Annotated in this window: 17 protein-coding genes; 10 read left to right on the top strand and 7 right to left on the bottom strand. The window is 57.2% G+C overall.

Annotated features, from left to right (window positions below):
• The first annotated feature begins 81 nt into the window (after nucleotides 1-81).
• From cydD to infA, 4 genes are all read left to right on the top strand, one after another.
• Nucleotides 82-1,848 (top strand): cysteine/glutathione ABC transporter permease/ATP-binding protein CydD, encoded by a 1,767-nt coding sequence (gene cydD, locus DFO52_RS09030; protein ID WP_133550183.1) that lies wholly within the window; start codon nucleotides 82-84, stop codon nucleotides 1,846-1,848.
• Nucleotides 1,848-3,569: a cysteine/glutathione ABC transporter ATP-binding protein/permease CydC gene (gene cydC, locus DFO52_RS09025; protein ID WP_133550180.1), complete on the top strand. Its 1,722-nt coding sequence runs from the start codon at nucleotides 1,848-1,850 to the stop codon at nucleotides 3,567-3,569. The genes cydD and cydC overlap by 1 nt, the downstream gene beginning before the upstream one ends.
• Before the next feature lie 45 nt (nucleotides 3,570-3,614).
• Nucleotides 3,615-4,319 (top strand): leucyl/phenylalanyl-tRNA--protein transferase, encoded by a 705-nt coding sequence (gene aat / locus DFO52_RS09020; RefSeq protein WP_029739486.1) that lies wholly within the window; start codon nucleotides 3,615-3,617, stop codon nucleotides 4,317-4,319.
• 284 nt (nucleotides 4,320-4,603) lie between these two features.
• Nucleotides 4,604-4,822 carry a translation initiation factor IF-1 gene (infA, locus tag DFO52_RS09015; protein WP_002211347.1) on the top strand — a complete coding sequence of 73 codons (219 nt, stop codon included), beginning with the start codon at nucleotides 4,604-4,606 and terminating at the stop codon, nucleotides 4,820-4,822.
• Between the two features lie 71 nt (nucleotides 4,823-4,893).
• Here the strand turns inward: infA and DFO52_RS09010 are convergent, their stop codons facing one another.
• From DFO52_RS09010 to clpS, 3 genes are all read right to left on the bottom strand, one after another.
• Nucleotides 4,894-5,340, bottom strand: a complete 447-nt coding sequence (locus DFO52_RS09010; protein WP_133550178.1) for a hypothetical protein — start codon at nucleotides 5,338-5,340, stop codon at nucleotides 4,894-4,896.
• 434 nt (nucleotides 5,341-5,774) lie between these two features.
• Nucleotides 5,775-8,054, bottom strand: a complete 2,280-nt coding sequence (gene clpA, locus DFO52_RS09005; protein WP_023335109.1) for an ATP-dependent Clp protease ATP-binding subunit ClpA — start codon at nucleotides 8,052-8,054, stop codon at nucleotides 5,775-5,777.
• A gap of 27 nt (nucleotides 8,055-8,081) precedes the next feature.
• The gene (gene clpS, locus DFO52_RS09000) at nucleotides 8,082-8,402 is read right to left on the bottom strand and encodes an ATP-dependent Clp protease adapter ClpS (RefSeq protein ID WP_006174393.1); all 321 of its coding nucleotides are present in this window, start codon (nucleotides 8,400-8,402) and stop codon (nucleotides 8,082-8,084) included.
• Nucleotides 8,403-8,669: 267 nt separating this feature from the next.
• On the opposite strand from clpS, the gene cspD reads away from it, so the two are divergent.
• On the top strand, nucleotides 8,670-8,891 hold the full coding sequence (gene cspD, locus DFO52_RS08995; RefSeq protein WP_006809408.1) for a cold shock-like protein CspD: 222 nt from the start codon (nucleotides 8,670-8,672) through the stop codon (nucleotides 8,889-8,891).
• A 70-nt stretch (nucleotides 8,892-8,961) separates the two neighbouring features.
• Here cspD and macB read toward each other — a convergent pair whose 3' ends face one another.
• Both macB and macA read right to left on the bottom strand, forming a co-directional pair.
• Nucleotides 8,962-10,902, bottom strand: coding sequence for a macrolide ABC transporter ATP-binding protein/permease MacB (gene macB, locus DFO52_RS08990; RefSeq protein ID WP_133550176.1), 1,941 nt, complete (start codon nucleotides 10,900-10,902; stop codon nucleotides 8,962-8,964).
• A complete protein-coding gene (gene macA / locus DFO52_RS08985; RefSeq protein ID WP_133550174.1) occupies nucleotides 10,899-12,014 on the bottom strand; it encodes a macrolide transporter subunit MacA in 1,116 nt (371 codons plus the stop codon). The genes macB and macA overlap by 4 nt, the downstream gene beginning before the upstream one ends.
• A gap of 159 nt (nucleotides 12,015-12,173) precedes the next feature.
• Here macA and DFO52_RS08980 point away from each other — a divergent pair, with 159 nt between their 5' ends.
• Nucleotides 12,174-13,130, top strand: a complete 957-nt coding sequence (locus DFO52_RS08980) for a VirK/YbjX family protein (protein WP_047648190.1) — start codon at nucleotides 12,174-12,176, stop codon at nucleotides 13,128-13,130.
• On the opposite strand, the gene DFO52_RS08975 is transcribed toward DFO52_RS08980, so the two are convergent.
• On the bottom strand, nucleotides 13,127-14,785 hold the full coding sequence (locus DFO52_RS08975; protein WP_029739481.1) for an ATP-dependent endonuclease: 1,659 nt from the start codon (nucleotides 14,783-14,785) through the stop codon (nucleotides 13,127-13,129). The two genes, DFO52_RS08980 and DFO52_RS08975, sit on opposite strands and share 4 nt — an antisense overlap.
• 372 nt (nucleotides 14,786-15,157) lie before the next feature.
• Between DFO52_RS08975 and aqpZ the strand changes: the two genes are divergently transcribed.
• The 4 genes from aqpZ (at nucleotide 15,158) to hcr (ending at nucleotide 19,710) form a co-directional block, all read left to right on the top strand.
• Nucleotides 15,158-15,853, top strand: coding sequence for an aquaporin Z (gene aqpZ, locus DFO52_RS08970; protein ID WP_014883193.1), 696 nt, complete (start codon nucleotides 15,158-15,160; stop codon nucleotides 15,851-15,853).
• A 181-nt stretch (nucleotides 15,854-16,034) separates the two neighbouring features.
• A complete protein-coding gene (locus tag DFO52_RS08965) occupies nucleotides 16,035-16,934 on the top strand; it encodes a lysine exporter LysO family protein (RefSeq protein WP_133550172.1) in 900 nt (299 codons plus the stop codon).
• Between the two features lie 144 nt (nucleotides 16,935-17,078).
• The gene (gene hcp, locus DFO52_RS08960) at nucleotides 17,079-18,731 is read left to right on the top strand and encodes a hydroxylamine reductase (RefSeq protein ID WP_133550170.1); all 1,653 of its coding nucleotides are present in this window, start codon (nucleotides 17,079-17,081) and stop codon (nucleotides 18,729-18,731) included.
• A 10-nt stretch (nucleotides 18,732-18,741) separates the two neighbouring features.
• Nucleotides 18,742-19,710, top strand: a complete 969-nt coding sequence (hcr, locus tag DFO52_RS08955; RefSeq protein ID WP_133550168.1) for an NADH oxidoreductase — start codon at nucleotides 18,742-18,744, stop codon at nucleotides 19,708-19,710.
• 90 nt (nucleotides 19,711-19,800) lie between these two features.
• On the opposite strand, the gene DFO52_RS08950 is transcribed toward hcr, so the two are convergent.
• Complete coding sequence (locus tag DFO52_RS08950; protein WP_029739477.1) at nucleotides 19,801-20,235, bottom strand: DoxX family protein; 435 nt, start codon at nucleotides 20,233-20,235, stop codon at nucleotides 19,801-19,803.
• Between the last annotated feature and the right edge of the window lie 122 nt (nucleotides 20,236-20,357).

Raw genomic sequence — 20,357 nt, 5'->3', positions numbered from 1 at the left:
CGGCGATAAGTCGCCTTTATTGTCTCCCCGTTGTAACATTGCGCTGCCCAATTTCTAATAACGTCACCTGCAAAGTACGCAATGGAAAAAACCCGTCAACAAGAGTTAACACGCTGGCTGAAACAGCAAAGCGTTATTTCCCGCCGCTGGCTTACGATTTCCCGTCTCCTGGGATTCGTTAGCGGTCTGTTGATTGTTGCCCAGGCATGGCTGCTGGCCCGCATTCTTAATCACATGATCATGGAGAACATCCCGCGCGAAGCGCTGTTGCTGCCCTTTATTGTCCTGATCCTGATTTTTATCCTGCGCGCCTGGGTGGTGTGGCTGCGTGAGCGCGTCGGTTTTCACGCCGGACAGCATATCCGCTACGAGATCCGCCGTCAGGTGCTGGATCGCCTTCAGGAAGCCGGGCCCGCGTGGATCCAGGGTAAACCGGCCGGTAGCTGGGCGACGCTGATCCTTGAGCAGATTGACGATATGCACGACTACTATGCGCGCTATCTGCCGCAAATGGCCCTTGCCGTCTTCTTTCCGCTGCTGATCGTAATCGCCATCTTCCCGGTGAACTGGATGGCTGCGCTGATTCTGATGGGCACCGCCCCGCTGATCCCGCTGTTTATGGCGCTGGTCGGCATGGGGGCAGCGGATGCCAACCGCCGTAACTTCCTGGCACTGGGTCGCCTGAGCGGCCATTTCCTCGATCGTCTGCGCGGCATGGAGACGTTACGCATTTTTGGCCGCGGTGAAGCGGAAACCGAAAATATTCGCCAGGCATCGCAGGACTTCCGTCAGCGCACCATGGAAGTGTTACGCCTCGCCTTCCTGTCTTCCGGCGTACTGGAATTCTTTACCTCACTGTCGATTGCCCTCGTGGCGGTCTACTTTGGCTTCTCCTACCTTGGCGCGCTGGATTTCGGCCATTACGGCACGGCGGTGACCCTTTCTGCCGGTTTCCTGGCGCTGATCCTGGCCCCGGAGTTTTTCCAGCCGCTTCGCGATCTGGGAACCTTCTATCACGCCAAAGCGCAGGCGGTTGGCGCAGCCGATAGCCTGAAAACGTTCCTTGAAACGCCGCTGGCTCACCCGGAGCGGGGGGACGTGACGCTGAATGCTAAAGACCCCGTGACCATTGAAGCGCAGGACTTTTCTATTCTGTCACCGGAAGGCAAAGTGCTCGCGGGTCCGCTGAACTTTACCTTACCTGCCGGACAACGGGTGGTGCTCGTCGGCACCAGCGGTTCCGGGAAAAGTTCTCTGCTGAATGCGCTATCCGGTTTTATGGCCTACACGGGTTCACTGCGGATCAACAAAACCGAACTGCGCAACCTCGATCCTGACGCCTGGCGTAAACAGCTCAGTTGGGTAGGACAAAACCCACAGCTTCCAGCCTCTACGCTGCGTGAAAACGTTCTGCTGGCGCGCCCGGACGCGCGTGAAGATGAACTGCAATCGGTGCTCGACCGCGCCTGGGTCAGCGAGTTTCTGCCGCTGCTTCCGCAGGGGGTAGATACCGTGGTCGGCGATCAATCCGCCGGGCTGTCGGTCGGACAGGCGCAGCGCGTAGCCGTTGCCCGCGCACTGCTTAATCCATGCCAGCTGATGCTGCTGGATGAGCCCGCTTCCAGCCTGGACGCCCACAGCGAGCAGCGCGTAATGGAGGCCCTGAACGCCGCCTCCCGGCAGCAAACCACCCTGATGGTTACCCATCAGCTTGAGGGGATTGCCGACTGGGACCAGATCTGGGTCATGGAGAACGGCCGTATTGTTGAGCAAGGCGATTACGCCTCTCTCGTTGCCGCGCAGGGACCGTTTGCCGCCCTGCTGGCGAACCGTCAGGAGGACATCTGATGCGTGCTCTGCTGCCTTATCTTGCGCTCTATAAACGCCACAAATGGATGCTGACGCTGGGGATTGTGCTGGCGATTGTCACGCTGCTCGCCAGCATTGGCCTGCTCACGCTTTCCGGCTGGTTCCTGTCGGCCTCGGCCGTCGCGGGCTTTGCCGGTTTATACAGCTTCAACTATATGCTCCCGGCTGCCGGTGTTCGCGGTACCGCCATCACGCGGACTGCCGGACGCTATTTCGAACGGCTGGTCAGCCACGACGCCACTTTCCGCGTGCTGCAGCATCTGCGCATCTACACCTTCAGCAAACTGCAGCCCCTCTCCCCTGCCGGGCTGGCGCGTTTTCGTCAGGGTGAATTACTTAACCGTGTTGTTGCGGATGTCGACACGCTGGATCACCTTTACCTGCGCGTGATTTCCCCGATCGTGGGCGCGTTTGTGGTGATTGTGGTAGTCACGCTGGGGCTGTCTGTTCTGGATGTTCCCGTTGCGCTGACGCTGGGCGGGATCATGCTGCTGACGCTCATCATTCTGCCGCCGCTGTTTTACCGCGCCGGGAAATCCACCGGGGAAAACCTGACGCGCCTGCGCGGGGACTACCGCCAGCAGCTCACCTCCTGGCTTCAGGGGCAGGCAGAGCTGACGATTTTTGGCGCCAGCAAGCGCTACCGTGCGCGAATGGAAAGTACGGAGCTTAACTGGCATGAGGCCCAGCGCCGCCAGTCGGAGCTGACGGCCTTCTCTCAGGCGCTGATGATGTTAATCGGCGGCGTGGCGGTGATTGCCATGCTGTGGCTGGCTTCCGGCGATGTCGGGGGAAATTCACAGCCGGGTCCTCTTATTGCCCTTTTCGTCTTCTGCGCGCTGGCGGCGTTTGAAGCGCTGGCCCCGGTGACGGGCGCCTTCCAGCATCTGGGTCAGGTGATCGCCTCTGCCCTGCGCATCACCCAGATTGCGGAGCAGGAGCCCGAAGTTACGTTCAGTGCCGGGCAAACCGCTGTACCAGAGCAGGTTGCGCTGACGCTTGAAGATGTCACCTTCGCCTACGACAAGCAGGCGCAGAACGCGCTGGAAGGTATCAACCTTTCTGTTAAGGCAGGACAGCGGATTGCGATCCTCGGCCGTACCGGCTGCGGTAAATCGACGCTGCTGCAGTTGCTGACCCGCGCCTGGGATCCGCAGCGCGGTCATATTCGTTTTAATAACACGTTGCTGACCGATTTCAGCGAGCAGGCCCTGCGCAAGACGGTGAGCGTCGTTCCGCAGCGCGTGCATCTGTTTAGCGCCACCCTGCGTGATAACCTGCTGCTGGCCGCGCCAGGGGCCTCTGATGATGCGCTTCGCGCCGTGCTGGAGCAGGTCGGACTGCAAAAACTGCTTGAGGACGACGGGCTGAACGGCTGGCTGGGCGAAGGCGGCCGTCAGCTCTCCGGCGGCGAGCTGCGCCGTCTGGCCATTGCGCGCGCGCTGCTGCACGATGCGCCGCTGATGCTACTCGACGAACCCACCGAAGGGCTGGACGCCACGACTGAGAGCCAAATCCTTGATTTACTGGCGAATGTCATGGCCGGCAAAACCGTGCTGATGGTCACACACCGCCTGCGCGGACTGGCTAGTTTTGATCAGATAATTGTGATGGACAACGGACACATTATTGAGCAAGGTAGTCACGCAGAGCTGTTGGCGAAACAGGGTCGCTACTACCAGTTTAAACAGCGTCTGTAGACTATATTTGTAGCGTCCTTACTCGCGTACTGGAGTTTTGCTGTCATGCGCCTGGTCCAGCTTTCTCGTCATAACATCGCGTTCCCTTCTCCGGAAGGGGCGCTGCGTGAGCCCAACGGGCTGCTGGCCCTTGGTGGTGACCTCAGTCCCGCGCGGCTATTAATGGCGTACCAGCGCGGTATCTTCCCCTGGTTTTCCCCCGGCGATCCGATTTTATGGTGGTCCCCCGATCCGCGCGCCGTGCTGTGGCCAGCGCAGTTTCACGTGAGCCGCAGCATGAAGCGTTTCCATGCGAAATCACCCTATCGCGTCACCCTCAACCACGCTTTTGGTCAGGTCATTGAAGGCTGCGCTGAAGACCGCTATGAAGGGACATGGATAACCCGCGATATCATTACCGCCTACCACCAGCTCCATGAGCTTGGCTACGCCCACTCCATAGAGGTGTGGGAAGGCGGAGCGCTCGTCGGCGGCATGTACGGCGTGGCGCAGGGGACGCTGTTTTGCGGCGAGTCGATGTTCTCTCGTGCGGTTAACGCCTCGAAAACCGCGCTGCTGGTCTTCTGCGAGGCGTTTGCTCAGCGCGGCGGACGCCTGATCGATTGTCAGGTGCTCAACGAGCATACGGCCTCCCTGGGTGCGGTTGAAATTCCGCGACGCCAGTACATCGAACAACTGGATGCCAGCCGTCAGGAGAAGCTCCCGCGCGACTTCTGGATACCGGGAACGCTCTTTATGCCCAATGCCTAAATGTTTTCCGCATATTTTTTGTGAGGGTGTTATAATTATGCCGCAGAGTAGCTTCTGCCTGTTGCCCCGCCGCCGTTTGGGACCCTCGCTTCAGATAACGTCCTGACGTTTATCCTGTTGTCTCCCCTTTACGAATGCGCTTCCTGTTCGGTTGTACCGTGACGCTTGGGCAATGCGCCGAAACTGTTTTGCTGCGTTTTAATCGCGCAATTCTTTACTTAATTGATGAATTTCGGCATTATCTTGCCGGTTCAAAACTTGGTAGTGATACCCCAGAGGATTAGATGGCCAAAGAAGACAATATTGAAATGCAGGGTACCGTACTTGATACGTTGCCTAATACCATGTTTCGCGTAGAGCTGGAAAACGGTCACGTGGTAACTGCGCACATCTCCGGTAAAATGCGCAAAAACTATATCCGCATTTTGACGGGCGACAAAGTGACTGTTGAACTGACCCCGTACGACCTGAGCAAAGGCCGCATTGTCTTCCGTAGTCGCTAATTGTTTTCGCCTGTAATGGCAGATGAATATTTAAAAGGTCGGGATTATCCCGGCCTTTTTTATTTATGGCTTTAGTGTTGCTGAGTAGGAAGATGTATTGTCATCCACGGTTGTATAGGAGCGATTAAATCCCCCGCCATAGAATGAGCCATGTCATGGAGTAATCCCGTAAGGTGCGGCAACATATCGCGGTCAAAATGAGATACCAGCAGCACATGGTTTAACGCCCGGCAGTAGTCACATTTCGTTTCTGTATCTTCAAGTAACCACTCTTTTTGTCGCGGTTGTTCCGCTTCTCCCTCAAATTCCACTATCTGAAAATCACGCATGGATTCTGTGAGGCCGGATTTCATCTCTTCCAGGTAGGCTCCGAGACAGCGGCAAACGGGCTGCGTTTGCGGGAGTGATTTGCAGTCGAGGAGGATTTCGGTGAGCAGTTTGCAGCGCTCGGCCAGGGTTGGGAGATCGGGGTTGAGGGAGAGTTCGGTGTAGAGCAGAGAAAGATTGTTATGTTCCATTTGATTATGACTCCGTGTGAAATGATGAGATCTCCACCCGAACGCCAACTCAGGTGGCAGACTGAACCGGTTTGGCGTACCGACCCACACGGGAAAATCGGCGCTTCAAAAGAAGCCCCGGTTCAGCCCACCATAATTGAGTCTGCGGATTATATCGCTAGCTTTCAAAAGTGTGAACGAACCTGATGATAGTTGACGTATCAATATCATTTCTCGTGTGTAATCAGGACGCCAATCCCGGCACCTGATTTTGCAGGTGCGCCGCCATTTTATTACTGTGGATTTATCCAGCAACTGACTTCGAAAGAAACTGGAAAGCGCCTCGCAAAATTCCTCTGCGGCCTGATGCCCTCACCCCGGCCCTCTCCCACGGGTAGAGGGAGAAAACAAAAAAAACGGCAACCGAAGTTGCCGTTTTGCTTTTATCTTACAACTCAGTGAGCCGCTTCCGGCTTGTGCTTCGCCGCACTCTGGAAATCGTACGTCAGTTCGTTCTTCGCCTGATCCAGCGCCACGGTCACCTGGCCGCCGTCCACCAGCGAGCCAAACAGCAGCTCGTTCGCCAGCGGTTTCTTCAGGTTGTCCTGAATCACGCGCGCCATCGGACGGGCACCCATCGCACGGTCGTAGCCTTTCTCGGCCAGCCAGTTGCGGGCCTCCTGGCTCACTTCCAGCGACACGCCTTTCTGATCCAGCTGAACCTGCAGTTCGACGATGAACTTGTCCACCACCTGATGGATCACGTCGGTAGACAGGTGATCGAACCAGATAATGTTGTCCAGACGGTTACGGAACTCAGGCGTGAAGATCTTCTTGATCTCCTCCATCGCATCGGTGCTGTTATCCTGGTGGATCAGGCCGATGGATTTACGCTCGGTTTCACGCACCCCGGCGTTGGTGGTCATCACCAGCACCACGTTGCGGAAGTCCGCCTTGCGCCCGTTGTTGTCGGTCAGCGTCCCGTTGTCCATCACCTGTAACAGGATGTTGAACACGTCCGGGTGCGCCTTCTCGATTTCATCGAGCAGCAGGACCGCATGCGGATGCTTGATCACCGCGTCGGTGAGCAGGCCGCCCTGGTCAAAGCCCACGTAGCCCGGAGGCGCACCAATCAAACGGCTGACGGTGTGACGCTCCATATACTCGGACATATCAAAGCGCAGCAGCTCAATGCCCAGCGCTTTGGAGAGCTGAACCGTCACCTCGGTTTTCCCCACGCCGGTCGGGCCAGCGAACAGGAAAGAACCGACAGGCTTGTGGTCATGCCCCAGTCCGGCGCGGGCCATCTTGATCGCTTCGGTTAAGGCCTCAATGGCCTTATCCTGACCAAAGACCAGCATTTTCAGGCGATTGCCGAGGGTGCGCAGCGTGTCGCGGTCGCTCTGAGAAACGCTCTTCTCAGGGATACGCGCGATGCGGGCCACCACGGACTCGATATCCGCCACGTTAACGGTTTTCTTACGCTTGCTGGCCGGCATCAGGCGCGCACGCGCCCCTGCCTCATCAATCACGTCAATCGCCTTATCCGGCAGATGACGGTCGTTGATGTATTTCACCGCCAGCTCCACCGCCGCACGGACCGCTTTCGCGGTGTAACGCACGTCGTGGTGCGCTTCGTACTTCGGCTTCAGGCCGTTGATGATCTGCACCGTTTCCTCGACGGACGGCTCGGTCACGTCGATTTTCTGGAAGCGGCGCGCCAGCGCACGGTCTTTCTCAAAGATGTTGCTGAACTCCTGGTAGGTCGTGGAGCCAATCACGCGGATCTTGCCGCTGGAGAGCAGCGGTTTGATCAGGTTCGCGGCATCCACCTGGCCACCGGAGGCCGCACCTGCGCCGATGATGGTGTGGATCTCATCGATAAACAGGATGCTGTTGGTGTCCTGCTCCAGCTGTTTTAACAGCGCCTTGAAGCGTTTTTCAAAATCACCGCGGTATTTGGTGCCCGCCAGCAGCGAGCCGATATCCAGCGAGTAGATGGTGCAGTCGGCAATCACTTCCGGCACGTCGCCCTGCACGATGCGCCAGGCAAGCCCTTCGGCAATCGCGGTTTTACCCACGCCTGACTCACCCACCAGCAGCGGGTTGTTCTTGCGGCGACGGCACAGCACCTGGATCGCGCGCTCCAGCTCTTTATCGCGACCAATCAGCGGGTCGATACCGCCAACGCGAGCAAGCTGGTTAAGGTTGGTGGTGAAGTTTTCCATACGATCCTCCCCGCCTGCTTGCTCTTCATTGTTATTGACCTGATTGCTGGAATCCGATGCCTGGTTAGGCTCGTCTTTGCGCGTTCCGTGAGAAATAAAGTTAACCACGTCGAGGCGGCTGACTTCGTGTTTGCGCAGCAGGTAGGCAGCCTGTGACTCCTGCTCGCTGAAGATGGCGACTAAGACGTTTGCGCCAGTCACTTCGCTACGTCCGGAAGACTGGACGTGGAATACCGCGCGCTGCAGCACGCGCTGGAAGCTGAGCGTCGGCTGCGTGTCGCGCTCTTCTTCACTGGCTGGCAGCACCGGTGTGGTTTGTTCGATGAAGGCTTCGAGTTCCTGACGTAGCGCCACCAGATCCACGGAGCAGGCTTCCAGCGCTTCGCGGGCAGATGGGTTGCTAAGCAGTGCGAGCAGTAAATGCTCGACGGTCATAAACTCATGTCGGTGCTCACGCGCTCTGGCGAAAGCCATGTTTAAACTGAGTTCCAGTTCTTGATTGAGCATAGGCACCTCCCCCAATTTTATGCCTTATCAGGCCTTTTCCAGCGTACACAGCAACGGATGCTCGTTCTCCCTCGCATAGTCGTTCACCATCGCCACTTTGGTTTCCGCCACTTCGGCTGTGAAGATGCCGCAGATAGCTTTGCCACGATAATGAACGGTAAGCATCAGTTGCGTTGCACGTTCTACATCATAAGAAAAGAACTTTTGTAGCACGTCAATAACAAATTCCATCGGCGTGTAATCATCGTTCATTAACATAACTTTATACATAGATGGCGGTTTTAGCGCGTCGCGCACTTTATCTTCCGCCAGCTGGTCAAAATCCAGCCAATCGTTGGTCTTACCCATTATGCATAACCACTTTGAATCTACCTCAGATGTTAGATAACAATCATCTATTACTGTCATCCGCGATGTCTGTCACAAACTGTTGCAATAGCGTTAACTGCTTCAAACTTTGGTTGATTATTGTCCCATCTCCAGCGCCAAACGCTTGACGACTTCTTTCGTTTCTCTAAATTGTACAAGCGTGAGATGGCGAGGTTTTGAACAGCCCCCACTCCACCACCGGTTCATTCCATCTTAACTTATAAGATTTACGAAGGATGTCGAAGCATGGAAATGGGTACTGTTAAGTGGTTCAACAACGCCAAAGGGTTTGGCTTCATCTGCCCCGAAGGCGGCGGCGAGGATATCTTCGCTCACTATTCCACCATTCAGATGGATGGTTACAGAACGCTCAAAGCCGGGCAGTCCGTCCGGTTCGATGTACATCAGGGTCCAAAAGGCAATCATGCCAGCCTAATCGTACCCGTTGAAGCAGAGACGGTTGCATAGCTCTCTGTTTTATTGTGTACATCCCGCAGTCAAAATGCCAGCCCGATCGGCTGGCATTTTTATTTTCGGGTTATTCCCGAGCCAGCGCGTCCACCGGATCCAGTCGCGCCGCGTTGCGGGCGGGCAACCAGCCAAACAAAATGCCGGTAAAGGTCGAACACAAAAATGCGGTAATAATGGCAACCGGCGAGAAGCCAATCTCCCAGCCGGGTAAAAAGATCTGGAGCGCAAAGGCGATCATCATCGAAAGCGCAATGCCCATCGCCCCGCCGACCAGACACACCAGTACCGCTTCAATCAAAAACTGCTGCAGCACGTCGCTGGCCCGGGCCCCGACCGCCATGCGGATGCCGATCTCCCGGGTGCGCTCGGTTACCGACACCAGCATGATATTCATCACCCCGATGCCGCCGACGACCAGCGAGATCACCGCCACCAGCGTGAGGAACAGCTGAAGAGTACGTGTGGTCTTTTCCGCCGTTTTCAAGAGGCCGTCCATATTCCAGGTGAAGAAATCTTTCTTCCCGTGACGCAGGGTTAACAGCCGCTCAAGCTGCTGTTCGGCGAGCGCGCTATCGTAGCCCTCCTTCACGCGCACGGTGATGGAGTTGAGCCAGGACTGCCCCATAATCCGCCCTGAGATGGTGGTGTAGGGCAGCCAGACGCGCAGGATCTTGCTGCTGCCAAACATCGACTGCTTCTCTTCCGCCACGCCGATGACCGTGGCAGGCATGTTGCCAACCAGGATCACTTCGCCTACCACGCTGGCTTTATTGGGGAAAAGCTGCCTGCGCGAGTTGGCGTCGAGCACCACCACCTGCGCCCTGCCCGCCAGCTGCTCGGCGTTGAAGGTGGCGCCTTCGCTGAAGGTCATGCCGTAGACGTTGAAATAGTCTCCGCTCACGCCATTAGCGCTGGCGGCCACGTCAACGTTGCCCACGCGCAGACGCAGGTTCTGCGAAACCGCAGGCGTGGCGGAGTTCACCCACGGCTGCTTCTGAATCGCCGCCAGGTCGTCGTATTTTAGCGCCTGCTGATACTGCGGCTCGTCGTCGCCAAAGTCTTTGCCGGGATAAACGTCAATGGTATTAGTGCCGATGGCGCGGATATCGGCCAGCACCAGCTGCTTGGCCGCGTCGCCCACCACCACGATCGACACCACCGAGGCGATACCGATTATGATGCCGAGCATCGTCAGCAGGGTGCGCATTTTGTTGGCCGCCATCGCCAGCCAGGCCATGGTCAGCGCCTCGCGAAAGCCGCTGGAGAACTGTCCCCATCCGGTTGATGCCGGTAGCACTTCTTTCGGCGCCGCAGCCCTGGACTCACGCGGCGGCGGGTTGCTGACCAGCTCGCCGTCGTGGATCTCAATAATGCGTTCCGCCTGCGCCGCTACCTGCGGATCGTGGGTAACGATAATCACCGTGTGCCCCTGATCGCGAAGCTGATGGAGGATCGCCATCACCTCTTCGCCGGAATGGCTGTCGAGCGCGCCGGTCGGTTCATCCGCGAGGATCACCTGCCCGCCGTTCATCAGGGCGCGGGCAATACTCACGCGCTGCTGCTGGCCGCCGGAAAGCTGCGAGGGCTGATACTCCACCCGCTCCGCCAGCCCCAGACGCGTCAGCAGCATCTGCGCGCGCTCAAGGCGCTTTTTACGCTCGACGCCCGCATACACCGCAGGCACTTCCACGTTCTGGGCCGCGTTAAGGTGAGAAAGCAGATGGTAACGCTGGAAGATAAAGCCGAAGTGTTCCCGGCGCAGCTTCGCCAGCGCGTCGCCGTCCAGCGTGGAGACATCCGTCCCGGCCACGCGATAGGTCCCGCTGGTCGGTTTATCCAGGCAGCCGAGAATGTTCATCAGCGTCGATTTACCGGAACCCGACGCGCCGACAATGGCCACCATCTCGCCCGCCTCCACGCGCAGGGAGATGCCCTTCAGCACCTCCACCGGGCCGTCGCCTGACGGATAGCTGCGACGAATGTTATTCAGCTCAAGCAGCGCCGTCATTTAGCGGCTCCGGGCAGGCTTTCGCTGACAACAACCTCCTCGCCCTCTTCCAGCCCTTTCACCACCACCACGTCGGTGTCGTTGCGCGCGCCAATCACGACCTCGCGCTCGCGCGTTTCGCCGTTGCGCAGCACTTTCACTTTATAACGGCTCTCCCCGGCGGATTCACCGAGCGCAGAGAGCGGAATGGTCAGCACGTTCTTCACGCCGGTCAGCTGGATATGCACCTGCGCGGTCATATCCAGACGCAGCACGCCCTGAGGGTTTGGCACCTCAAAGCGGGCATAGTAGAAGATTGCGTCGTTCACTTTTTCCGGCGTCGGCAGAATGTCTTTCAGCACGCCTTCGTAGCGCGTCTGCGGGTCGCCAAGCACCGTAAACCAGGCGTTCTGCCCCGGCTTAAGATGGATCACATCCGCCTCTGAGACCTGGGCTTTGACCAGCATGGTGCTCATGTCAGCCAGCGTCAGGATGTTTGGCGCCTGCTGCGCGGCAATCACCGTCTGGCCCTGCAGCGTGGTGATCTGGGTGACTTCGCCCGCCATCGGCGCGACGATTTTGGTGTAATCGAGGTTGGTTTTTGCCGTATCCAGCGAGGCCTGATTGCGTTTGATCTGCGCGTCAATCGTGCCAATCTGCGCCTGTTTCACCGCCAGTTCAGTGGTGGCAGTATCTAAATCCTGTTTCGAAATAGCCTGGGTTTTGGCCAGCGCCTGCTGACGGGTCAGCGTTACCTGGGCCAGGTTACGTTCTGCCTGCGCCTGCGCACGCTGCGCGCGCAGCTCCATCAGCGTGGCTTCCACCTCGCGGATCTGGTTCTCAGCCTGCTCAGGATCGATAACGCCTAGCAGCTGGCCTTTTTTCACCTTGTCGCCAATCTCAACCGACAGCGTTTTCAGCTGGCCGCTGACCTGAGCGCCGACGTCAACCTTGCGCAGCGCGTCAAGCTTGCCCGTCGCGAGGACGTTTTGCTGCAGTTCGCCCGGGCGAACAATCAGTGTCTGATACTGCGGCACCGGCGCATTCAGCACCTGCCATAGCCAGTACCCACCGGCTAAAATCGCGACCGCCAGCAGCAGAAACAGCGTTCTGCGTTTTCCCTTGAGGTTCATAAATATTCCAAATAAATGTTCTGGCAATGATAAGCGTTGATTCTAACTAAACGACTCTTCAACGAAAGCCCTGTTATCCGAAATCGTCCTAATTTGTTTACGAGATGTTGACATTTCTCCTGCTGAAATAGCGATATTCCAAAAGGATCAGGATCTACCATGTCTTCTATCGTCGATACATCACTTTCAAACCTGCCGCAGCCAAAATCCGGCTGGCAGCTCTTCAAAAACCTGGCTTTCGGTGAGATCGCACCCGGGCTGGCATGGGAAAAAACCGCCTATCGACGCAAGTTCATGCTGCGTTCACTGGCGACACCGCTCAGCACCGCTCGCCTGCTGTCTGATCTTGCGAAACATCCGCACCTGATGCAAATGCTCCAGGTTCAGCCAGGGCTGCCCTGCCGCCTTCATCGCCCGTGGCTGACGGTCAATATGGATCGACAGCATGTGCTGGAATCGCTGTCCTGGCACTATCAGACGATGTGTCGTCAGCTGCCGGCGACGCTGACTCATGGTTACCTTTCAAAACAGGGCGTGACTCTGCTGACCTTAACCGGAAAAGATGAACAGCAATTTAGCGTCCGCCTGTGTGCCGACGCGTTTATGGATAAAGAGGGAGAAGCTACCCTCGTTTTCTGTGACGGTCAAAATACGGCGCTGGCGGAGATGACCTTTACGCTGTGCCAGTTTGAGGGAAAATCGACGCTGTTCATTGGCGGTTTGCAGGGCGCAAAAGCGCATGTTCCCCATGAGCTGATCCAGGGAGCGACGAAAGCCTGCCACGGTCTGTTCCCGAAACGTCTGCTGGTCGAGGCCGCAATGACGCTCGGCGCCGCGTTCCCGGTAGAGCAGATTGTCGCCGTCAGTAACGATACCCATATTTATCGCAGCTGGCGCTACCGCAAGAAAAAAGAGGGCAAACTGTTGGCCGATTACGACAGTTTCTGGCTCTCCATCGGCGGTGAAAAACAGGACAACGGTAACTTTATGCTGCCGCTCGTCATGCCGCGTAAACCGATGGAAGAGATCGCCAGCAAAAAACGCGCCGAATATCGCCGCCGCTACGCGCTGCTGGATAGCCTGATTCAGCAGATGAAACAGGCGACCCAACGCTAATCCGCTTTCCCGCGTGCCAGCCACAGCACGCGGGAGAACATCTTCCGCAGCAGGGTCGGTACCGCCTCCACGCCCCGCCTACCCGCTTCCGTCGCCACTTCAATGGCTAAATCCGGTTTTGACGAACGGTGAATGGCTTTGGCGATCACCCGCCGCATGTTCATCGGGACATCGACCGGCACCATGGCAATGCGGTGGAAGACGTCGTCGAACCCCTGACGATACATAAAGTGTTCCATGTCCATCGCGGGGAGCATGGTTAAATGATCGCGCTCTTCCTCGCGCTCGTTATTCAGCAGGCTCCGCACGGTCGAGGCATATTTTTTACCCGCCTCATCACCGTCTACCAGCACGTGCCACTCGATCCCCATCCGGCGGGCAAATTTTATCAGCGGCTTTAATCCCGACTGGGCGAATTCAATCACCTTAATGCCTTCCGCATCAAAATGGTGGCCGCACTGGCGCGCCAGCTCGTTGATGACCCAGGTTTCCGTTTCCCCCTCCACCAGCAGCCAGCAGCGGGCAAAGAGCGACGACGCCCGATTAAAGCGAATATGAAACGCGATGCGTCGCCCGTCTTCCGCATTCAAACCGCCCGGCCCAAGCCGGAAAGCGGAGACGCGGGAGGATTCACGCACCAGGCGACAGACGTGTTCTACCGGCGTCAGCGATAATAACTCTCCGGAATTGGTGGTCGTAATGCGCTGGAGCGGCAGCAGATTCAGCAGATGCCAGGCCACGGAGAGCATGATGGGATGCAGGCGCGTTTCCGGGTCTTCCACCAGCAGCAGCGGCCGGGCGTCCCGGTCAAGACGAACGGTGCCTTTGGCCTGCAGAAGCGTAGAAAACAGCCCCAGCAGAATCACCCGATGGGTACGACCGCCGGGCCGGTCGATCATCCGGTTAATGATGTCGAGATAACGCCAGCTTCGCTGCTCATCATGAGAGCGGCGGCGCATCAGACGATGGCGCGACTCCGAGGTTCCCTGCTCGGAAAAATAGTGCTCCAGAAGTTGCACCATTGCGGACAACCCCTGTCGGATTTGACCATCGGTCAGATTCTGCGGACGCGACACCAGCTCTCTTGCCAGAAAATCCAGCTCGCGGGCGGTGACCTCCACTTCCGGCATATTGGGTACGGTACCGTTACGAATACGCCGCATAAAACGCGCATCGCGCAGGCGTAAAACCGGCGTCAGGCGGATCAGGTGACGGGCCAGATCGTCGATATTGTCCAGCGGGATCGGGTTGGCTTTCTCATCGAGAAAATCACGCAGGGTGAGTACCCCTTCGTTCTCCGCCATCTCGCCTTCCAGCCGATAGAAAATCCGGTGGAAACCGTCGTCGCACGGCACCCAGCAGGGTGACAGCGGGCGGAAGCGACGCACGCGGTGACGTCCGGGCTCGGATTCGCGGAACGTCAGGATGATATGCAGGTGCTTCTCGCGCCCCGTCACGTCGCCGGGCGGGAACCAGAAATCGTCGCGGACGAAGTGATACAGATCGTCTTCGGGCGAAAGCAGTAGCGTCAACGCATCCAGCAGGCTGGACTTACCCCACGCGTTCTCGCCGATCAGGACGTTGTTCTGCTCCAGCTGCAGCGACAGACGGTTAATACCGCGAAACCCGACAATTTCCACACGTTCGAGAAGCATAAATCCCCCGACAAATGATCACTTTTTCCTTCAAGTAATCAGCAGTATAGCGGGATGCATACAGGCTTGACACTGCAATCCGCCTCCATAACCTGGCGGAAGCACGAAAAATTCAGAATTTATCCATCAGGTTTCATTTGAAATAACCCTCATCTCGCAAGATACTACCGCCCGCAAATTGGACTATGCTCTATTTACCTCCAGTTTGAACAAGGATTGACATCACATTGCCTTAAATCAAATTAATCGAATTTATTTAAGTGGCGAAGGGGTGTTGTTGGTTTTTAAAATACGAGCTCTTTGAGTCGTCATCCCTTTATGGCGATATATCCCCCACGCGGGAATGCGTGCGGATAATTATTTGAGGTGGTTATGTTTAGAAAATTGGCAGCAGAATGCTTTGGTACATTCTGGCTGGTATTTGGTGGCTGCGGTAGCGCCGTTCTGGCAGCAGCATTCCCGGAATTAGGTATCGGTTTTGTCGGCGTCGCGCTGGCGTTTGGTTTAACCGTATTAACCATGGCGTTTGCCGTGGGACATATTTCCGGCGGTCATTTTAACCCGGCAGTGACGTTAGGTTTATGGGCGGGCGGCCGTTTCCCGGCGAAAGACGTGATTGGCTACATTGTGGCGCAGGTAGTTGGCGGTATTATTGCGGCAGGCGTTCTGTACGTGATTGCCAGCGGTAAAGCCGGCTTCGACGCGGCGGCCAGCGGCTTTGCCTCTAACGGCTTCGGCGAACACTCTCCGGGCGGCTACTCCATGCTGTCTGCCATCGTGATTGAAATCGTGCTTACCGCCGGCTTCCTGCTGGTGATCCACGGCGCAACGGACAAACACGCGCCGGCCGGTTTTGCCCCGATTGCGATTGGTCTGGCGCTGACGCTGATCCACCTGATTTCTATTCCGGTCACCAACACCTCCGTTAACCCGGCACGCAGCACCGCCGTCGCTATCTTCCAGGGCGGCTGGGCGCTTGAGCAGCTGTGGCTGTTCTGGGTAATGCCAATTATCGGCGGTATCCTGGGCGGCGTGCTGTATCGCACCCTGCTGGAAAAACGCGATTAATCTTTCCCTCCCTCTCCCCGTGGGAGAGGGCCGGGGTGAGGGCCACAGGCCGCACACCCCACATTGACACAAGCCGGGTAAGGCGCAGCCGCCACCCGGCTTTCTTTTGCCGCTTTACTGAACAGCCTTTATTGGGTAGTGTCACTGGCGCTTAACCGATACTAAAAAGGACCGGCTGTTCATGTTTTCAGGACTCCTCATTATTCTGCTGCCCCTGATTGCGGGCTACCTTATCCCACTGCATCAGGAATCCGCATTACGGCTTATCAACCGTTTTCTCAGCTGGATTGTTTACGTTATTCTTTTCTTTATGGGGATTAGCCTGGCATTTCTGGACAACCTGTCGGCGAATTTACTCTCCATCCTCCATTATTCTGTCGTCACCGTGGTGGTTATTTTGCTGTGCAATATTGCCGCGCTGCTGTGGCTGGAACGCACTATTCCATGGAAAAATCACCATCATCAGGAAAAGCTCCCTTCTCGAATTGCAATGGCGCTTGAATCATTAAAATTATGCGGCGTCGTGGTGCTCGGCTTTCTTCTTGGGCTGACCGGTTGGGCATTTTTACAGCACGCGACAGAGGCCAGTGAATATACGCTGATCTTCCTGCTGTTCCTGATTGGTATTCAGCTGCGAAATAATGGCATGACGCTGAAACAAATTGTCCTGAACCGTCGGGGAATGATGGTTGCGGTGATTGTTGTCGCCAGTTCAATGGTGGCGGGCGTCATTAATGCCTTTATTCTCGATCTGCCGCTGAAAACCGGCCTGGCGATGGCGTCAGGTTTTGGCTGGTACTCCCTCTCCGGTATTCTGCTAACCGAATCATTCGGCCCGGTGATCGGCAGCGCCGCCTTCTTTAACGATCTGGCGCGCGAGCTGATTGCCATCATGCTGATCCCAGGCCTGGTTCGCCGCAGTCGTTCTACCGCGCTGGGCCTGTGCGGCGCGACGTCGATGGACTTTACCCTGCCGGTACTCCAGCGCTCCGGAGGGCTGGAGATGGTGCCCGCGGCTATCGTGCACGGCTTTATTTTAAGCCTGCTGGTTCCGATCATGATGGCCTTCTTCTCTGCCTGATACTTCTTTGGCGGTAGGTTTCCTGCCGCCAAAATTGCGCTATATCAATCTCCCTCTATTTTGTAGCAGAAAGCCCTTTTCTCCGTTCTGGCACAGGCATAATCTTAAACATGTATATCAAATATAACTTTAACAGGTGTGATTATGTTTTGTGTGCAATGTGAACAAACCATCCGTACCCCGGCAGGCAATGGCTGCTCTTACGCACAGGGTATGTGCGGCAAAACCGCAGAAACATCTGACCTGCAGGACCTGCTGATTGCCGCCCTGCAAGGCCTTTCCGCATGGGCGTTCAAAGCCCGCGAATACGGCATTGTCGACCACTACGTCGACAGCTTCGCCCCGCGCGCGTTTTTCTCCACGCTGACCAACGTTAACTTCGACTCTCCGCGCATTGTCGGCTACGCCCGCGAAGCGATTGCCCTGCGTGAAGCGCTGAAAGCCCAGTGCCTGAAGGCGGATGCCGGCGCGCGCGTGGAAAATCCGATGTCTGAACTGCAGCTGGTCAGCGACGATCTCGGCGAGCTCCAGCGTCAGGCGGCAGAATTCACCCCGAATAAAGACAAAGCGGCGATTGGCGAGAACATTCTCGGCCTGCGCCTGCTGTGCCTGTACGGCCTGAAAGGCGCTGCGGCCTATATGGAACACGCGCACGTGCTCGGCCAGTACGACAACGACATCTACGCCCGGTACCACAAAATCATGGCGTGGCTGGGCACCTGGCCTGCCGATATGAACGCGCTGCTGGAATGCTCAATGGAAATCGGTCAGATGAACTTCCGCGTGATGAGCATTCTGGATGCCGGTGAAACCAGCACCTACGGCCACCCGACGCCGACTCAGGTCAACGTCAAGGCGACCGAAGGCAAGTGCATCCTGATTTCCGGTCACGACCTGAAAGATCTCTACAACCTGCTGAAGCAAACCGAAGGCACCGGCGTTAACGTCTATACCCACGGCGAAATGCTCCCGGCGCACGGCTACCCGGAGCTGCGTAAATTTAAGCATCTGATCGGTAACTACGGGAGCGGCTGGCAGAACCAGCAGATGGAGTTTGCCCGCTTCCCTGGCCCTATCGTGATGACCTCTAACTGCATCATCGACCCTACCGTCGGCGCGTATGATGACCGCATCTGGACCCGCAGCATCGTCGGCTGGCCTGGCGTGAGCCATCTTGAAGGTGACGATTTCGGTCCGGTTATCGCCCAGGCGCAGCAGATGGCAGGCTTCCCGTACAGCGAGATCCCGCACCTCATTACCGTCGGCTTTGGTCGTGAAACCCTGCTCGGCGCCGCTGATTCGCTGATCGATCTCGTCAGCCGTGAAAAGCTGCGCCACATTTTCCTCGTCGGCGGCTGCGACGGCGCGCGCGGCGAGCGTAACTACTTCACCGATTTCGCCACAAGCGTGCCGGAAGACTGCCTGATCCTGACCCTGGCGTGCGGCAAATACCGTTTCAACAAGCTGGACTTCGGCGAGATCGAAGGTCTGCCGCGCCTGATCGATGCGGGCCAGTGTAACGATGCTTACTCGGCCATCATTCTGGCGGTCACCCTGGCGGAGAAACTGGGCTGCGGCGTGAACGACCTGCCGCTGTCGCTGGTGCTGTCATGGTTCGAGCAGAAAGCGATTGTCATCCTGCTGACCCTGCTCTCTCTCGGCGTCACTAACATCGTGACCGGCCCGACCGCGCCAGGCTTCCTGACGCCGGACCTGCTGGCGGTGCTGAACGAGAAATTCGGCCTGCGTTCCGTGACCAACGTTGAAGATGATATGAAACAGCTGCTGAGCGCGTAAGGAGTTATTCATGACCATGCCAACCTCACAATGTCCATGGCGGATGCAGGTTCATCACATCCATCAGGAGACGCCGGATGTGTGGACGCTGTCGCTGCTGTGCCATGACTACTATCCGTACCGTTCAGGCCAGTACGCGCTGGTCAGCGTTCGCAATTCGGCGGACACCCTGCGCGCCTACACGATCTCCTCAACGCCGGGGGTGAGCGAGTACATTACGCTCACCGTCCGCCGCATTGAGGACGGCGCGGGCTCGCAGTGGCTGACGCGGGACGTGAAGCGCGGGGATTATATCTGGCTGTCTGACGCGCAGGGTGATTTCACCTGTGACGACAAAGCAGACGATAAATTCCTGCTGCTGGCGGCGGGCTGTGGCGTGACGCCGATTATGTCGATGCGCCGCTGGCTGGCGAAGAACCGCCCGCTGGCCGACGTGCAGGTTATTTTCAGCGTACGTTCCCCGGAAGACGTGATTTTTGCCGAGGAGTGGCGTGATTATCCAGTGACGCTGGTGGCGGAGCACAACGCGACCCACGGCTTTGTGCCCGGTCGCCTGAGCCGCGAGCTGCTGCAAAGCGTGCCGGATATGGCGAACCGCACCGTGATGACCTGTGGCCCGGCGCCTTACATGGATATCGTCGAGAAAGAGGTGAAAGCGCTTGGCGTGACCCGCTTCTTCAAAGAGCAGTTCTTCACGCCGGTGGCGGAAGCCGCAACCAGCGGCGTGAAGTTCACCAAGCTGCAGCCTGCGCAGACCTTCTTTGGTCGCGTGGGTACCACGCTGCTGGAGGCGCTGGAAAGCAACAAGGTGCCGGTAGCGGCGGCCTGCCGCGCGGGCGTGTGCGGCTGCTGTAAGACGAAGGTCGTTTCCGGAAAATATACCGTCACCAGCACCATGACGCTGTCCGACGCGGAAATTGCCGAGGGTTACGTGCTGGCGTGCTCGTGCCACCCGCAGGGCGATCTGGTCCTCGCATAAGGGTTAAACGTTCGATCGTAGGCCCGGTAAGCGTTAGCGCCACCGGGCTTTTTGTCGGGTGGCGCTACGTTTACCCGACCTACAACAACCCTACCGCCATGCGGGCGCTTTACCCAGCGCAAACCGCCCTGCGCCTAAAAACGCGACCGCCAGCGAGCCGATAAAGAAGTACACCAGGCTTTCAATCGCCCATGCGCCTACTTTATCGAGGGCGAGCGTTTCACCCATTCCCACCATCAGCCACGCCACAATCATCGTAAAGGCCAGCACCAGCGCGGCCGGACGCGTAAAAAGCCCGACAATAATCAGAACCGGTGCCACCACTTCTCCAACCAACACGCCGTAGGCGATAAATCCCGGCAGCCCTTTTTCCACCAGCATGCCGCTAATAAAGCCCACGCCGCCAAAAAGCTTGTGCAAACCGTGAAAAAGCATCAGCCCGCCGACGGCAAGTCGTAACAAGAGTTTGCCAAGATCGTCGCACGATAGCTTTTCATTAACAGCAATTAACAATGATTTAACCATTTGAAATTATTCCTGTTTTCACCGAGACATCACCAGATTATGCCGAATAATTGCGCGTGAAAAGCACCTTTTAATTGGGGGGATGCGACGGGCAATACGGAGACTTTCTTCTAAGCTTGTAA

This window comes from Enterobacter sp. AG326 (genome assembly GCF_004362415.1).
In the GTDB taxonomy this organism is placed as follows: domain Bacteria; phylum Pseudomonadota; class Gammaproteobacteria; order Enterobacterales; family Enterobacteriaceae; genus Enterobacter; species Enterobacter asburiae.
The sequence above is the reverse complement of the archived record's forward strand: the minus strand, read 5'-3'. Positions and strand labels throughout refer to the sequence as shown.

Excerpts from the sequence above, each read along its gene's own strand:
- cydD (WP_133550183.1), top strand. The coding sequence starts at position 82 with ATGGAAAAAACCCGTCAACAAGAGTTAACACGCTGGCTGAAACAGCAA.
- cydC (WP_133550180.1), top strand. The coding sequence starts at position 1,848 with ATGCGTGCTCTGCTGCCTTATCTTGCGCTCTATAAACGCCACAAATGG.
- aat (WP_029739486.1), top strand. The coding sequence starts at position 3,615 with ATGCGCCTGGTCCAGCTTTCTCGTCATAACATCGCGTTCCCTTCTCCG.
- infA (WP_002211347.1), top strand. The coding sequence starts at position 4,604 with ATGGCCAAAGAAGACAATATTGAAATGCAGGGTACCGTACTTGATACG.
- DFO52_RS09010 (WP_133550178.1), bottom strand. The coding sequence starts at position 5,340 with ATGGAACATAACAATCTTTCTCTGCTCTACACCGAACTCTCCCTCAAC.
- clpA (WP_023335109.1), bottom strand. The coding sequence starts at position 8,054 with ATGCTCAATCAAGAACTGGAACTCAGTTTAAACATGGCTTTCGCCAGA.
- clpS (WP_006174393.1), bottom strand. The coding sequence starts at position 8,402 with ATGGGTAAGACCAACGATTGGCTGGATTTTGACCAGCTGGCGGAAGAT.
- cspD (WP_006809408.1), top strand. The coding sequence starts at position 8,670 with ATGGAAATGGGTACTGTTAAGTGGTTCAACAACGCCAAAGGGTTTGGC.
- macB (WP_133550176.1), bottom strand. The coding sequence starts at position 10,902 with ATGACGGCGCTGCTTGAGCTGAATAACATTCGTCGCAGCTATCCGTCA.
- macA (WP_133550174.1), bottom strand. The coding sequence starts at position 12,014 with ATGAACCTCAAGGGAAAACGCAGAACGCTGTTTCTGCTGCTGGCGGTC.
- DFO52_RS08980 (WP_047648190.1), top strand. The coding sequence starts at position 12,174 with ATGTCTTCTATCGTCGATACATCACTTTCAAACCTGCCGCAGCCAAAA.
- DFO52_RS08975 (WP_029739481.1), bottom strand. The coding sequence starts at position 14,785 with ATGCTTCTCGAACGTGTGGAAATTGTCGGGTTTCGCGGTATTAACCGT.
- aqpZ (WP_014883193.1), top strand. The coding sequence starts at position 15,158 with ATGTTTAGAAAATTGGCAGCAGAATGCTTTGGTACATTCTGGCTGGTA.
- DFO52_RS08965 (WP_133550172.1), top strand. The coding sequence starts at position 16,035 with ATGTTTTCAGGACTCCTCATTATTCTGCTGCCCCTGATTGCGGGCTAC.
- hcp (WP_133550170.1), top strand. The coding sequence starts at position 17,079 with ATGTTTTGTGTGCAATGTGAACAAACCATCCGTACCCCGGCAGGCAAT.
- hcr (WP_133550168.1), top strand. The coding sequence starts at position 18,742 with ATGACCATGCCAACCTCACAATGTCCATGGCGGATGCAGGTTCATCAC.
- DFO52_RS08950 (WP_029739477.1), bottom strand. The coding sequence starts at position 20,235 with ATGGTTAAATCATTGTTAATTGCTGTTAATGAAAAGCTATCGTGCGAC.